Source organism: Providencia sp. PROV073 (assembly GCF_033688125.1).
Classification (GTDB): Bacteria; Pseudomonadota; Gammaproteobacteria; order Enterobacterales; family Enterobacteriaceae; genus Providencia; species Providencia hangzhouensis.
Genome location: NZ_CP096355.1, coordinates 90,713 through 106,577, shown reverse-complemented (window position 1 = coordinate 106,577; position 15,865 = coordinate 90,713). Strand labels below are relative to the sequence as shown.

Genomic DNA, 15,865 nt, shown 5'->3' with positions numbered 1-15,865 from the left:
TTAGAACCTTTGATTTGCTATGTTGTACCCCCTGACGGCAGTCAAATAGCTACCTGAACGGTCTCCAGCTTCCGTCGAGTTCTGCAATACGTTTACCAGCTTGTCCGTAAACTCTTCGTTTTGCTGAGAAAGAACAGGCTGACCTCCTTGCATCATCGGTGAGCCATCCGGGTTACGTTCTGCATACTCCATTTTCAGATTCTGAACAGCCTGGTTCATGCGACCTTCGTTTGTGTCAAACGATTCGGCATAAACAGCGGCTTGGGATTCAGTCAGCCCATAACGGCTTTGAGCGATAGACTGCATCGTTTCTTTGAACTCATCACCGTACTGGTTCATAAACTGCTGCGCGGCTCCACCACCAGCTTCTGCGGCAGAGGATAGCGCTGCTGCATAGAACGCGCCGCGTTCCTCAATGCTCATCCCTTTAGCGGCTTCCGATAGATCAGATTTACCAGTTAACCACTCCTTCGCTGCATCATAGCCGCTTGCAGCAGCTCCCATGACGTTGCGGCCAAGTTTAGCCATACCGACCATCGCATCACCGGCCCAGCCAAACTCCTCTTGCACGGCCTGGTCGCCGCGTTGAGTGGCCGCGATGAATTGGTCGCGTTGTTCAGGTGTCATCGTTCTCATTTGATCCATCGCTCTTGAGAACGCATCAGCGCCAGCTTGACCACCAGCAATGAGAGCTCCACCTGCTTGTTCAGCTCTGCGGCCCATCCAATCACTGGAGTTGTCCCACGCTCCCCACGCCGAAGCGCTCCAAGACATTTCCGGAAGCGAGTTCATAAGGTTATCTTGGGCTTTTTTCAGTTCAGGAGCAGATACATTTCGCTCTGTTTGCTGTGCTTGGTTATGAAGAGCTGACGTACCGGCTGCATGTTCATTTTGAACAAGGGGGCTATTCGTTGGTAATTGCCCAGCTTCTGATGCCGGATTAGTTCCAGCCATCCCAGCCACATTCTCCCGGAATCCGGTTGGGATGTTAGGTCCACTGCCTACAGCCCCTTGAACCTGACCTGGTAGGCCTTGAACATTCGGGCCTTCAATGCCGTTATTTCCGTAAGCATCACCACTAAATGCTCCGTTGCGACCGGACGCGGTATTGATCGCCTGTAGTGCGGCTTGATACCCGCCAAGCTCCTTACCCTGTTCGTAATTTTTGGAGTTGGTCATTGCTGTCATTCGCGCTGCTGCCTGGGCCACTTGAGGAGACATTCCGTAGGCTTGGTATCTTTGCTGTAGTGAAGCCGCCTCGTCTTTAACCGATTGCGGCGCGGCATTTCGGAAATAGTCATTCAGTTGGTTCATGGCCGCAGGGGTTTGTGCTACTGCACCACCGAGAGTTTTAAAGTCGGTATTAGTCATGGAGCCCATTTGGTTTTGGAGCTGACTCATTGTTGTGAAGGTGTCCGATGCAGACACCAGTTCAGAAGCGGACTTGGATAGGTTCTGGGATAAGCTATCGCCCCAGGTTTGCTTGAATGACTCGCTTCCAGAACGGCTGAAACCCTGCGCTAATTGATTTGTCAACGCCTGGCTATCGGTTTGCGAATAGCTCACACCCTTCATGAACTGGGACACATCACTCGCTGACCAGCTTGAAGAGTCTTGAGTTGATGACTCTGTTGCTCCCTTTGCTTGCGCTTTGATGTCCAGGACATCACTGCCGCCGCCTGATTCGCCATTACCACCAGCAGGAACTAGGGCTGTACTGTTTGATTTCACACCAGCAGCGGCCTTCATTGCTGCCCTGGCCTTGCCAACCATAGGCATAAGCATGGACGCAGCTTCGTCAACATCGAGTGTGCCCATAGCCTGCATGGCAAAAGCACCTTTGACAGCATCAGAGTGGCTATCATCCACCTGGAACTTATCCATGAAGTTCTTGGCTTGCTGGTTGATCAATTGGCTTTGAGCTGTGTTTTGCGACGAAACGTTGCGCCCGACATTGGAGAGTCTTGAATAGGCTTGATCCTGACTTACTCCATCAGAAAAACCTCGACCAAGAGTGCTTTGGAAAGCCTCCGATTTCTGACTTTGTAATGCCTGTGCGGAGCTCACGCCTGATGCCAAAGTGGAGCCAAGCGAGAAGGTACTGATCATGCTTTCTGCGCCGTTTGCAATCGCACCACTGAACTGGTTGTGATTGTACGCTGGCTGACTTTGCATAACCGGACCTTGCTTGAGTAGATCTGGCGTTTGCATCTTTTCGTCAACGTGGTCAGAACTACTTATTCTCGATGCCAAGCTGGTGAAGGCGTAGGTGCTACCTGTGACGATAAACAGGGAAATCACCGGAGTGGCCGCAGCCAACATACCGCCGGTTGCAATCCAGTGTTGCAGAACATCTCCAGTTGAGGAAAGAGCGTACATGGAGTTGAGACCACCAGCACTGAGGCTAGACATCTCATTTGACGCGGCGGTATGAACAAACAGGTTTATAATTGAGAGGACTGGCATCCATAGCTGAATCCAGAGGATGGTTTGCACATATTTACCGGCTAACTGGAGGCCGAAGCTGCCCATCACGATAATAAAAGCAATGATCGGGGTTATAGCATAAATAAAGCCTTCAAAGAACGTCAGCATTGGTCGGACGACGGTCATGAACATCGACTGCTCTGCGGCCCACTGGGTGTTCCGTTGCTGAATAGCTTGGTTGACCATCAATGCAGAGCCATAATCCTGGAGGTCCTGATAACGTCCTGCTGCGGCTTCATAATAGAGGGGCTCCAGAACGGCGGCTTTCAGATAGTCGATTGATGACGTAGTTGTGGCACCCATCGCTTGAAGCGAATCGGTCAGCTTCGTTAGAGCGTTGTCTCCAGTTGATGTATCAATACCAAGTAGGCTGTTAAGAGCATCAACAACAACCGGGCTGCTTAGGTTGGCGGTTGCAGTGCTAATAGCCACCCATCCGTCAGTACATGTGTAGTCAGCGCCGTCAGGGTTTGCTGTAGACAAATACAACCTAGTTCCGTAGAGCTGTGAGTTGAATCGCAAAGCTGAGTCAGTTGAACGGTTCATCAACTCATCAAGGGACATTAGGTTGAGATCAACTTTGGTTAACGTGCATTCCCGAATGTAATTGTTCCAGGAACGCCTCACGTCAACATAGCCGCCCCCATTTGCTGAGTTAAGCGCAGTAAAAACCCCCGTGTCATAGGCTCGCCGTCTGACGTCATTCAATAGTTTCAGTGTTTCGGAAAAGTGGCTTTCCGTGACATTTGGTACGATTACCCCATATCCAGTTTCAAACAAATTGGTGATGGTGTATCCCACGTTGGATATGACACCTCCAGCAAAGCCTACCCCAATAGGGACATTGGCGACGACTCGAACCTGCCCTGTATAAGCGTCCTCGATAGTCACCGTTGTGGTTGGGCCGAAGAAACAGGCATATAGAATCCAACCTACCAGCACTTGCTGGAGGTTGATTTGCTTTGCGCCCTGAAAGACGGACTGAATACAGATCATCAAGACCCCAAGAAGCAGGCCAATACTGACCATCTTCTCGAAATCCCCGGTGCCAGTGATCATTGATACTGCAATCAGGATTTGCTCCAGAAAAGCAGAGTCACCGATAGAGTGGATTGAAAAAGATCCCATTCCAATAGCTCCTTAGTTCGTGCTAGGAGGATTGGACAAAGTTGCCAGCATGTATTTTTGCTTGCGGATGTTGTCCAGTAGGTTGTTGTATTTCTCAATTTGGCTTGCCAGATCGCCGTATTGAGAGGACAGGATTGTGTATTCAGCACGGATTTGCTGTTGCGATTGCGCGAGAAGCTCTAGTGCCTCTTTCTTGTAGGGTGATTTGCTGTTAGCCATCGCAATGCGAGCTGCGCGGAAGAACTCTTCCGAGAAGCTATACATCATGGTTAGGGCTATCGCTCCTGATGACTCTGTTGCGAACAGGTTAGCGCCGTCCTGCGAAAGGACAGACAAGTTACGAACAATGGTGCCAATCCCTCCGGGGAGGTTAGAAACAAAGGCCTTTTCTGGGTCGGTTAAGGTTCCAGAGTTCGTTGCGTATTTGTAGATCACACCAGGTGTAGAGCTGGTTCCTAACAGCATATCGGTGATCTGGTTCTTGATACCTTTGAGCACGACAGTTTTATTGCTGGAGCCAGCACTCAGGCAGTTGGTCGTATCAGAATCACAGGAATAGATCTCAACAGAACCGCCTGAAATCAGGTCTGACAAGGTGATCTTGTTACCTGGTAGGGTCGTCAGAGGGGTTGTTTTCGCACCAGTGCCGGTTGAGTTCGGGTCGTTTACCAGATCACCAATGATGACTGTGCCGGTTAAAGACATGATCGCTTCAAGAAGGGTGTTATCCCCGTACTGGAACCAGGTGTTGGCGTTATTGCTCTTGAGTTGCTTCCAGACGATGTTGCCAATCATCTTGTTGTATTCGTCAGGCTTGTTGGCTTTCAGTTCTTCCAGGGGACTCTTGCCGCTGGTTTCCTGCTTGGACCCGAAGAAGTCTTCATACAGGCCGGAAGTTGTCGCGGTTATAGAAGCATCAGTTTTGTGTTTAAGGTCCATGCCGCTGGTTAGGTCGTTCACGAAACCTTGAGCGAGCTGGCAGGAGTTGCCCAGATGTTGGTTGAGCGCTTGCACTTTCTTCTGGAAGTTCTCTATCCACTTCGCTCCGTCCGGGAAAACGTTATCGAGCGCAAGCTGGAAGGCATAGCCCTTGGCGTTGGCTGCTACAGCCCGAAGGAGTTGGACAATTTGATCCGCGTTAATGAAGGAAAGCGAACCGCCGAACAGATCTACACCACCGCAACCAGCTTTCCATGATGGAGGGGCAAAGCTCACCAGGTTCTCGTCGAAGATTCGTGTCTTTGCAGTGAACCGGCCACCAGCTAAAACGCCACGTCGTTGGCTTTCATAAACCCCAGGTGGTGTTGTGTTGCTCATTTCATTGAAGAGTTTGTCCATCTGTGATTGGAGGCCGTTAGCGGCTATCGCCCCTGTCGGTGCCATGACGAGACTGGCCGCCACACTCAGGGCAAGCAGGCTCCTTTTTAATGTCTTGTGCGTGACCATCTTAGTTCTCCTGTAATTTGTCCCGGATGTACTTCATGAGTTGTTCCGGTGGCACAAAGTTGTCTTTATCACCGCTCGCTTGAGATAGCTGTTTGAGGTCAGAGCCCAGCTCTGGTGAGGCCAAGCGTTCGGCTATGTTGTTTTCCAGGTTGAGTACCGGACGTGTACGGTTAAACTCTTCGTCTGTGACCCAACCATTGCGTTTTGCTGCGACCAAAATCCTGTGATTCAGCTCAGGAAGAGACATTGGCCCTTGTCCTATAGGAGCGAACTGACCGTCTGGAGATGCGAGGTAAACAGCAGGGAAAGTTACGATACCAAGTTGTTTGGCATGGCCTTCATCGGTTTTGTAATGGGGGAAAAGCCCACTGGGGAGTGGTTTGCCGTCCATAGATACAGGAATGATCGAGAATCCTTCTCCTTGTTCCAACATCTTGATGAGCGGTGCTTGCAAGTCACTGTAGTCATCGTCGGACTTGTAGAAGAAGAATATCCCTACGCGGTCGGCTACGCTTTTGAGTAGCATGTTTTTGGCGTTACCAGCGTCACGATCAACTTGTTGTGAGGCAAACGTGGCAGCAGGACGTCGAGTAATTTCATCCAAGAAAGGATCACCTACGACCGCCAGCTCTGTAGCATCTGAAAACTGTTCAGAGCGATCTATCGCAAATCGCTGCAAATAGAGAAATGTCCTGACGTTTTCGACGGTAGGATTGTTCCAAGCAAGGTCTTTGTATTTGGGTAAGTTTTCCCGGAACCATTCCGCTGAGAACATTTCTGGGCCGCTCGGTAGCGGAGCAGCAGGCTTCGGCTGTGTAGGCTTCGCTTCTGCCACAGGCTTTGGTTTGGGCTTTTCGGGTTTTTTCTCTGGTTCTTTGGGCTCTTCCTTGTACCAGAACCAACCCTCTTCCTTTCGCTCATAAAAACCAGGCCGTGTGCCATCTTGAGCCCAAGCCTGGTGTGATGCCCCCAGCGTGAGCGCTGCAAGGAGCAGTAAATTCAAAGGTGATTTTTTCATAGTCTCACGCACGTATTTTCCCATGCTCGATATGGTAGAGGTGGGAGGCGTGAAATTAGGCAGGTGTAAGCGCCCATTTAGGGCGCTTAGAGCGTTTTATTTGTCAACTTTCACATGTGAAAGAATTGACCAAACTATTTGGTCGTGTCCTCTTCAACTTCTGTCGCTTCTGCGGCCATCTTCATCTGCTTCTCGACCATGCGTTTTTGGGTGATGTAGCGGATAACCATCTCGACAGCGCTGTTCAATGCAAGGATTCGCATCGCTCTGGTGGATGCGACGTAGAGCAGGTTTATTTCATCGTCACGGGCCATTGGGTCGAGCTCTGGGTCCAGGACATCCGGAAAGTCGTCATAGAGCTGAACAAAGTCCCACTCCAACCCCTTGCACCGATGAGCTGTTGAGACCGTAATGTCAGCCCCAAACTCTTCTTTGACTGTATTGCGTCGTAGAGTGGTGAGTCGTTCAGGGATTTCATCGTAGCTGTTGATGATCTTGACAGCCCTCATCATCTCAGGGTCTTTGGTCGCCTTCGCTACTTCTTGATACTCGAAGTAGTCTTCATACTCATCAAGCAGTTTCTTATTCTTTACCCGGTCTGGCTCTGCCATCGAAAACCAGTACAAATCCTGGAGCTCATTGATCTGGTAAGCGTCGATTCCACCGACCCAGAAAACCTGCGCTCCGGATTCGGTCGCAGAGAGCGCCGTCTCTATAACCCCCATGACGGTTCGGTGAAGTATTGCGCGATGGCCCACATCACCTGGTAAAAACATGACTACCTGATCTGCTGGTCCCCGGCCAACAACAGGTCGTGTTTCACCTTTGAGTTCAAGAAGGGCGTTTGCCACCAGGGAAACGTTAGGTCCAAAGCGGAAGCTATGAGTGAGATAGAGTTGGTCGGCGTTCATGAGCTCTTTGCTATCAAGGGCGTTATTTGCGCCTCTGAACCTATAGATCTGCTGGTGGCGATCTCCAACCAGGATTACCTTGCAGTTCTGCTGTAGGACGATGCTACTTGTTACGGGGTTAGCGTCTTGTGCCTCATCAAAAAGAATGGTGGTGTACCGGCGAGACAGATTCGGCATCCCGAGCTGATACTGTTTGAGGTAGCAGTCGTGTACGGTCGGGAACGGATCTTGAACGTTTGTCATCCGTTTCCATATGAGCTCAGCACCTTCGACCACCTGGATTTGGTATCTCTCCTGTTTGGACGTAAGCACTTTACCCGTATCGGCGCGAGCAAAATGCGTATAAAGAATCCGCATGTCTGCACTGCACATAAAGGCGTTGAGCGTATCGAGAATATCTTTGGCAAACGTCCAGTTCTTGGTATTCACCGCTTGGGCAATATCGGTGAGCCTTAGGTTGCCGGAGAGTTTGTGCTGGTAGCCTCTTCCTATAGTGGCGTAGGCAAGCTGGTGGGACGTTTTGCAGTCTACGTTTGCAGGAAACTTTTCTCTTGCCTCGTCGCGGATAGCCCGGTTGTATGCCAAGTAGAGGATACGTGAATCGAGGTTGTTGTGGGCGTACTTCACCAGTGTCGTGGTTTTACCCGTTCCAGCGTAGGCCTTAACGACAAGGCGAGGCCCTTTGTACTGAGTGATCAGTGATTGTTCTGGTGTGTCAGGAGGAAGTTGTTTCATGATGCCCCCTACGACAAACACATCTGGAGAGTGATGCGCTTCTTTTGTGTCGAGAGGAACGTACTGATCCGCTTTTCTTCTCGGGGGAGAGATACTTCACAATCCAGATCTGTCCACCAGTCTGGGGCTTTACCTTGAGCCACCTCCGTAACCCAACTATGGAGACGGTGTAACCAGCGATAGTCGCCAATAGATGAGGTGGCTAGTGTCATAGCCTCCTCAATCTTGGTTTGAAGAGCCGCAGCTCTGTGTCGCCACTCTTCTGAATATTTAGCCTTTCGCGCCATCAGTTTTCCTCTTTCTTTTTCCCTCCCTTACCAGCTTTAACGAGCTCTTGCTCCAACCCAGAAATTTTGGTCAGTGCATCATTGAGTCTTTGTTCGAGGCTCTTGGCCTGCTGGTCTTTTTCCTGCAACTGACCAGCCATCATGCCTTTGTCTTGAACAAGAGTGCGAGCTTCTGCTTCGGCGCTGGATAATTTGGCGTCCAGCTTTTCTACCTCTCCAGATAGGCGCTGGCACTCTCGTTCAGCGGATTCGCCATGAGCTTTGGCTGTGGCAAGGGAGTCCTGTGATTGGGCCAGTTTGGCCTGTACATTTTCGAGCTGCTCTTTCAGCGATGTTTTTTGTTCCTGAGCGGCCCGGAGCTTTTCTGTCTGCTCTATACTCTTGCCTTTTTGCTCCTCCAACTCACCCTCTGTAGTTGCCAATTTTTGGCTCAAAGAGCGATTTTCGCTTTTAGCTTGCTCCAGATGATCCTGTGCTCGGGTCAGATCTGCGACTTTCGCCTCCAGCTTGCCCTCCAACTCAACGATCCGCTTTTCCAGCTTATCAATGTCAGCCAGTGAGCGTTCTAGCTCCGCAGACTTGAGGGATAGCGAGTTTTCTGCCTTACCAAGGGCCGCATCGAGCTCTGATTTTTTGTTGGTGAGAGCTTCAAGTTGTTCTTCCAGTAGCTCAGCCCGTTCGGTGGCATCATTTGCCATGTCCACGGCTTGCTGCATATCTTCCTGGTACTCAATCTCTTTCTGTCGTAGCAGTTCACGCTCGCGCTCAAGCTGTTCATCGGCGCTTGCTTTGGCTACCGTATAGATCTTCTGTAGGAAGAGCTCAGCATCGCTCATAACCGATTCTGGAAGGACTACCTCTACCAGCTCTTCATCGAGGGAGTGTTCCTCTGACCACTGTTTGAGATACGTTGAAATGGTGGTAAAGCTCCCCTTGCCAATGATGTCTCTGATAGCGATGACCGTTGGGCGTTTACCGGCGTCCTTGAGCTTTTGGGCCGCAGCCGCTACATCGTCAAACTCAACCAATTTTCTTGCCATGAGAACGTTCCTTTTAATTTGTAATGTTTACGATAATTACGATAATACGGTAATTGTCATGATTATATATCATGCTGCTGTCGATTGGAATTGTTTGTGGGGTCGTCTCAGAAAACGGAATCTATGGTCACTCCCGTTTTTGCAACACCGATTTTGACGACAAGTTGGCTTGCTTGAATCTATCCGGCGTCTGAATGGGATTTTATTCCCGCGCCTCGATGAGTTCCGCGCCTGATGAACCTCCAGAAAATATACGGCTTCAATGAGCCTTTCCGTTTTACAGGTTCCTCAACAGGCCGGTGGGCCGTTAGTATCATCAATATCAGTATTCGCAAAACCAGATGAATGATTGTTTAAACTGGTGTATTTCTGCCTTTATGCTTCGTAAGTTTGCTGTCGCGCCGTCAGTGCCCAGGCTATTCTGGCCAGCTTGTTTGCCAGAGCACAGGTGACGACAAAGTTGCTTTTCCGACACAACAACTCCCTGACCCAGTCGGCCAACTTGCCAGACTGGTGTTCCAGTTTTTGTATGAATACCCTGGCACACTGAACCAACAAAGTTCGGATCTTTTTGTTGCCCCGCTTGCTAATCCCTAACAATGTCGTCCGACCTCCCGTGCTGTACTGTCGGGGTACCAGCCCTGTTGCCGCCGCAAAGTCACGGCTGCTGGCGTACTGCTTCCCGTCGCCAATCTCAGTTGAAATAGTACTGGCAGTCAGCGTTCCAACGCAGGGAATACTCAGCAAGCGCTGTCCAACCTCATCTTCGTCCAACTTTCGTTTCAACTGAGATTCCAGATCTTTAATCTGCTCAACAAGATAGTGATAATGCTGTTGTAATTTCAGCAGTAACTGGCTGAGATAAAGAGGCAAACTACTGTCCTCAAGAAGGGTACTCAGTCGACTAATAACGGCAGCACCTCGCGGAACGCTGATACCAAATTCCAGCAGAAAAGCATGCATCTGATTAGTTGTTTTCACCTTATCCTGAACCAGGGATTCACGGACACGATGCAGAGCTCGCATTGCCTGCTGAGATTCGGTTCTGGGCTGCACGAAACGCATAGATGGACGTGATGCTGCTTCACAGATAGCTTCAGCATCAACGAAGTCATTTTTGTTGCTTTTAACGAATGGGCGGACAAATTGCGGTGATATCAGCTTTGGAAAATGCCCTAACTCTGCCAGCTTGCGTGCCATAAAGTGAGAACCGCCACAGGCTTCCATCGCGATGGTTGTTGCCGGGCATGTCGCCAGAAATTCGATTAGCTTTGGTCGGGTGAATTTTTTACGGTAAACGGCCTTCCCACGATGATCCTGACAATGAATATGGAAAGAGTTCTTACCCAGATCGATACCAATAAGCGCAATGTTTTCCATGATGGTTCTCCGAATGAAAGCCTGTCCTCAGCATAGTACTGGGAAGGAGGGAGTGACCATCTCATTAAAAATCGTACGTTAAGGTTTTCCGGGCAGCCTTAGCGGCCGAAACTTCCCGTCCTCCAGCCTGCGGCTCTGCCGCCAGACATAATCGCCGGTCAGGTTGATGTGCTCCCACCCCAGCGGCGACAGGTATTGCAGCAGCTCGCTATCCACCGACTTCCCCGCTTCGCTCATCGCCTGGGTGGCGCGTTCCAAGTACACCGTGTTCCACAGCACGATGGCGGCCGTCACCAGGTTGAGACCGCTGGCCCGGTAGCGCTGCTGCTCGAAGCTCCGATCCCTGATTTCGCCGAGGCGGTTGAAGAACACCGCCCTGGCCAGGGAGTTGCGCGCCTCGCCCTTGTTCAGTCCGGCATGCACGCGGCGACGTAGCTCTACGCTTTGCAGCCAGTCGAGGATGAACAGTGTGCGCTCAATCCGGCCCAGTTCGCGCAAGGCCACGGCCAGACCGTTCTGGCGCGGGTAGCTGCCGAGCTTGCGCAGCATCAGCGAGGCAGTGACGGTGCCCTGCTTGATCGAGCTGGCCAGGCGCAGGATGTCGTCCCAGTGGGCGCGGACATGCTTGATGTTCAGGGTGCCGCCAACCATTGGGCGCAATGTCGGGTAGTCCTGGACGCTATTCGGAACATACAGCTTGGTTTCGCCGAGGTCGCGGATGCGCGGTGCGAAGCGGAAGCCCAGCAGGTGCATCAGGGCGAAGACGTGATCGGTGAAGCCAGCCGTGTCGGTGTAGTGCTCCTCAATCCGTAGGTCGGACTCGTGGTACAGCAAGCCGTCAAGCACATAGGTGGAATCGCGCACGCCGACATTCACCACGCGGGTGCTGAACGGTGCGTACTGGTCGGAAATATGGGTGTAGAACAGCCGCCCCGGCTCGCTGCCGTACTTCGGGTTGACGTGCCCGGTGCTTTCACCCCGACCGCCCGCCCGGAAGCGCTGGCCATCGGAAGAAGAGGTCGTTCCGTCGCCCCAGTGAGCGGCGAAGGTATGACGGTACTGGTGGTTGACCAGCTCGGCTAGGGCCGCCGAGTAGGTTTCGTCTCGGATGTGCCAGGCTTGCAGCCAGGATAGCTTGGCGTAGGTCAGGCCGGGGCTCGACTCGGCCATCTTGGTCAGCCCGAGGTTGATCGCATCGCCCAGGATCGCTGACAGCAGCAATGTCCGGTCTTTGGCCTCGGCACCGTCCTTCAGGTGGGTGAAGTGGCGGCTGAAGCCCGTCCAGTCGTCCACGTCCATCAGCAGTTCGGTGATCTTGATGCGCGGCAGCAACTGGCTGGTCTGGTCGATCAGCGCCTGCGCGGTATTGGGCACCGCGGAATCCAGTGGGGTGATCTTCAGCCCCGACTCGGTGAGGATGGCATCGGGCAGCTCGTTGTCCTTGGCCAGGCGGGTGACGGTGGCCAGCTGCTCGTCCAGCAGCTGCAAGCGCTCTTCCAGGTACTGGTTGCTGTTCGGGTTGATCGCCAGGGGCAGAGCCTGCGCATGCTTGAGCGCGGCGAACCTCTCTGCCGGCAGCAGGTAGTCGTCAAAGTCGCGGAACTGCCGCGAGCCCTTGACCCAGATGTCGCCGGATCGCAGCGCGTTCTTCAGCTCGGACAGGGCGCAGATTTCGTAAAAGCGCCGGTCGAGGCCTTCCGGGGTTATCACTAGCGGCTTCCAGCGCGGCTTGATGAAGGCGGTGGGCGCATCGGCCGGCACCTTGCGCAGGTTGTCGGCGTTCATCTCGCGCAGGGCCTGCACGGCCGCCAGCACGCCTTGCGCAGCCGGGGCGGCGCGCAGTTCCAGCACCTCCAACAAGGCCGGCGTATAGCGGCGCAGGGTGGCGAAGTTCTCGCCAACCAGGTGCAGATGGTCGAAGCCCTCCGGCCGGGCCAGCAGCTCGGCCTCGCTGACGCTCTCGGTGAACTCGTCCCAGGGAATCACCGCCTCGATGGCGGCGTAGGGATCGCTGCCGCTTTCCTTGGCCTCCAGCAGGGCCTGGCCGATCTTGGAGTACAGGCGCACCTTGTCGTTGATCGCCTTGCCTTGCTTCTGGAACTGCTGCTGATGCTTGTTCTTGGCGCTGCTAAACAGCTTGACCAGGATGCGGTCGTGCAGATCGACCAGCTCATCAATCACGGTCGCCGTACTCTCCAGCACCACGGCGGCCAGGGTCGCGTAGCGCCGCTGCGGCTCAAACTTACCGAGGTCTTTGGGCGTCATCTGCCCACCCTCGCGGGCCAGCTTGAGCAGGCGGTTCTGGTGGATGTGCCGGGCCCAGAGCTTCGGGCAAATCCACCAGCTGAAATGTCTTCAGCCGCTCGATGTGTTCGAGCATGTGCCGGGAGTTCGGTTTTAGTGGGGCCTGCCGCAACCAGGTCAACCAGGTGATGCTGCTGCCGGCCTTGAGCTTCAACAGCTCGTCCAGCTTGGCCCGATGCGAGTCCGTGAGTGGTTCGACGAGGGCGCGGTAGACCCGGCGATTGGCCCGCGCAATGGCTTCCGAGCAGGCCCGGTCAATCACGCTCAGCGCCGGCAGGATGCGCCGCTTCTGCCGCAGACTCTCCAGCGCCTGGCCGGCCAGCAGCAAACCCTTATCGGTCTGCTGGGCCAACTCGGTCAGCTCGCGCACCAGGGCGCGGAAGTCGGACAGGCCGAACGGGGCCAGTTGTAGGTAGGTGCGCAGTTCCTGGGCGTGCTCGCGGCGAGTCACGTCGCGTTCGCCGTACTTCGCCCAGCTCGCCGGGTCGGCCTGAACTTGCTTGGCCACCCACTGGATGACCGGCTCGGGCAGCTCACTGTCAGTACCCAGTGCGTAGCCGGGGTAGCGCAGCAGGCAGAGCTGCACCGCAAAGCCCAGGCGGTTGGCGTCGCCGCGCCGCTGGCGGATCAGCGACAGGTCGGAGTCGTTGAAGGTGTAGTAGCGGATCAGGTCATCCTGGCTTTCTGGCAGCGCAAGCAAGGTGTCTCGCTCAGTGGCCGAGAGAATCGAGCGACGCGGCATGGTTCAGTCGTCCGTGCGAAGGTACTGGTAGAGGGTTTCACGGCTGATGCCGAACTCGCGGGCGAGCTGAGCCTTCGGCTCGCCCGCAGCGGCCCGCTGCCGCAACGTGATGGCTTGCTCGTCGGAGAGGGCTTTCTTGCGGCCCCGGTAGGCACCGCGCTGCTTGGCCAGGGCGATGCCCTCGCGCTGCCGCTCGCGGATCAGGGCGCGCTCGAACTCGGCAAAGGCACCCATGACCGACAACATGAGGTTGGCCATGGGAGAGTCCTCGCCGGTGAACACCAACCCCTCCTTCAAGAACTCGATGCGTACACCGCGCTTGGTCAGCTTTTGCACCAGACGGCGCAGATCGTCGAGGTTGCGCGCCAGGCGATCCATGCTGTGCACCACCACGGTATCGCCTTCGCGGACGAATCCGAGCATAGCCTCCAGTTGCGGGCGCTGGGTGTCCTTGCCTGAGGCCTTGTCGGTGAACAGCTTGCCGATCTCGACCTGCTCAAGTTGGCGTTCCGGGTTCTGGTCATAACTGCTGACTCGGACGTAACCGATGCGTTGTCCCTGCAAGATGCCTCCATAGGCTGGATGGGCGGTAGGGCTTACGTTGGTTTTTGGTTCCATTGCGCCCGAAGCCTTGAATTTGTCAGGCTGAAATCTATGACCTTGGCAAGCATGTGTCAAAGAATGTGAAAGCGGACTCTATTCTGACGGCGCGGTGCGGCCTTGCCTGACATCCAGTTAGGGTATGCCTCAGTCTGACAGTGATGAGTCGCAGGCGTTCGGATCGGCATCGGTTTCGCTCCCGGTCTTGGCGCGCGCCTGGAAGCGCTGATAGCACTCCAGCCCGCAGAAGTGCTCGACGTATTCCGCGCCTTCCGGGGTGAAGGCGGCATCGAGCGGGATTTCCTTGCAGCACACGCAGCAACTGGTGGCAGTCGGATCATTTGCATTCATGGTGGCACCCCTCCATTGACTGACGAAGACGGCGAATGCCGCCGCCGGCATCGGCTTGGCGAACAGGAAGCCTTGTCCTGTGTCGCAGTCCGCTTGTCGCAACAAATCAAGACTCGCCGATGTTTCCACGCCTTCGGCCACTACTTCCATGCCAAGCCCATGCGCAAGCTGAATCACGGTGCGCACGATGGTCTGGTCGCGGTGGTCGTTGGCGAGTCCGGCGACAAACGATTGGTCGATCTTGAGCGTGCTGATGGGGCAGCATTTCAGGTGTTGCAGGCAGGAATAGCCGGTGCCGAAGTCGTCGGCGGCGAAGCGCACACCGATCTGTCGCAAAGCTTCCAGGGCGGGGAAGATCGCCGGATCACCGAACGCAACCGATTCGGTCAGCTCAATTTCAAGATACGCGGCGGGCAACCCGGCATCGGCCAGCACGCCCTTTACCCACTTGTCGAAATCTGGCCCCACTTGGCTCGCCGAAACATTGACGGCCAGCCGGAACGGTTGCCATGCCAGCACCCGCCAGTCGCGCATTTGACGGCAGGCTGCGCCCAGCACCCATGCGCCGATTTCCGGCATCAGGCCGGACGATTCGATCACGGGCAGGAACTGGCCCGGCGGCAACAGTCCGAGCGTCGGATGACGCCAGCGCAACAGGGCTTCCGCGCCGACAATCTGCTCACTGCGCAAATCGACAATCGGCTGGTAGTGCAGCTCAAGCTGCCCGCGCTCGACCGCCTGCGCCAGTTGCGCCACTGTCCATTCAATTGGCTGGGAAGCGCTCATGATCGACCTCTGAAGGCCCGCAGCAGCCGCGTCACAGACAGGACAAACAAGCCGGTCAGCGTGAGGGCTGCAATACCCCAGTGCTCGCCGATGAACGCGCCGGCCGTCGTGCCGGCCAGCACAATGGCGAGAATCGGCAAATGACAGGGACAGGTGAGCACCGCCAGCGCACCCCACAGGTAGCCGGTGAACGGCTTGTGTGTCTCGGCCGGCATGCGCTCGGGGCTGTTCATGGCAAACTCTCCGCATGCTGTGCCGGCGCGGTCGGCATGGCGGCCAACTGCACTTCCAGATTGGCCAACGCTTCGCGCCGGCGTTCGACGAACTGACGCAGCACAGCAAGCTGCGCGGCAGTTTCATCGCAGTTCGCCGCATCCAGCGCCCGGCACAGCCGCGCCAATGCGCCGAGGCCGATGCCCGCCTCGAAGGCGGCCCGCACGAAGCACAGTCGCTGCAAGGCGGCGTCATCGAACAGGCCGTAGCCACCCGTGGTGCAGGCGACTGGCCGCAGCAATCCGCGCAGCAGGTAGTCGCGCACGATATGCACGCTCACCCCGGCATCAAGGGCCAGCCGGGACACCGTGTAGGCGTTCATCGAACACCTCCTTTTGGTCGGTTCACGGCAATGCATATACCGTTTCGCCGAGTTC

10 protein-coding genes and 1 pseudogene are annotated in these 15,865 nt (G+C 54.7%); all 11 read right to left on the bottom strand.

Going from position 1 to position 15,865, the window contains the following annotated elements; genetic code table 11:
- Nucleotides 1-3,615, bottom strand: coding sequence for a conjugal transfer protein TraG N-terminal domain-containing protein (locus M1F17_RS21835; protein WP_109913385.1), 3,615 nt, complete (start codon nt 3,613-3,615; stop codon nt 1-3).
- A 12-nt stretch (nt 3,616-3,627) separates the two neighbouring features.
- Nucleotides 3,628-5,061, bottom strand: a complete 1,434-nt coding sequence (locus M1F17_RS21830) for a conjugal transfer protein TraH (protein ID WP_000256129.1) — start codon at nt 5,059-5,061, stop codon at nt 3,628-3,630.
- Between the two features lies 1 nt (nt 5,062).
- Nucleotides 5,063-6,103, bottom strand: a complete 1,041-nt coding sequence (traF, locus tag M1F17_RS21825; protein WP_069369949.1) for a conjugal transfer protein TraF — start codon at nt 6,101-6,103, stop codon at nt 5,063-5,065.
- A 110-nt stretch (nt 6,104-6,213) separates the two neighbouring features.
- Nucleotides 6,214-7,725, bottom strand: a complete 1,512-nt coding sequence (locus M1F17_RS21820) for a UvrD-helicase domain-containing protein (protein WP_011872866.1) — start codon at nt 7,723-7,725, stop codon at nt 6,214-6,216.
- 286 nt (nt 7,726-8,011) lie between these two features.
- Complete coding sequence (locus M1F17_RS21815) at nt 8,012-9,052, bottom strand: DNA-binding protein (protein ID WP_080783711.1); 1,041 nt, start codon at nt 9,050-9,052, stop codon at nt 8,012-8,014.
- A 375-nt stretch (nt 9,053-9,427) separates the two neighbouring features.
- Nucleotides 9,428-10,432: an IS110-like element IS5075 family transposase gene (locus M1F17_RS21810; RefSeq protein ID WP_000427614.1), complete on the bottom strand. Its 1,005-nt coding sequence runs from the start codon at nt 10,430-10,432 to the stop codon at nt 9,428-9,430.
- 78 nt (nt 10,433-10,510) lie between these two features.
- Nucleotides 10,511-13,478, bottom strand: a pseudogene (locus M1F17_RS21805) (Tn3 family transposase).
- A 3-nt stretch (nt 13,479-13,481) separates the two neighbouring features.
- Entirely contained in the window at nt 13,482-14,042 is a 561-nt protein-coding gene (locus M1F17_RS21800; RefSeq protein ID WP_034064682.1) for a recombinase family protein, read from the bottom strand.
- A gap of 183 nt (nt 14,043-14,225) precedes the next feature.
- Entirely contained in the window at nt 14,226-15,215 is a 990-nt protein-coding gene (locus tag M1F17_RS21795) for a DUF3330 domain-containing protein (protein ID WP_001276635.1), read from the bottom strand.
- On the bottom strand, nt 15,212-15,448 hold the full coding sequence (gene merE, locus M1F17_RS21790; protein WP_001087810.1) for a broad-spectrum mercury transporter MerE: 237 nt from the start codon (nt 15,446-15,448) through the stop codon (nt 15,212-15,214). The genes M1F17_RS21795 and merE overlap by 4 nt, the downstream gene beginning before the upstream one ends.
- Nucleotides 15,445-15,810 carry a mercury resistance co-regulator MerD gene (gene merD / locus M1F17_RS21785; protein ID WP_000995361.1) on the bottom strand — a complete coding sequence of 122 codons (366 nt, stop codon included), beginning with the start codon at nt 15,808-15,810 and terminating at the stop codon, nt 15,445-15,447. Before merD ends, merE begins: the two co-directional genes overlap by 4 nt.
- Nucleotides 15,811-15,865: the final 55 nt, after the last annotated feature.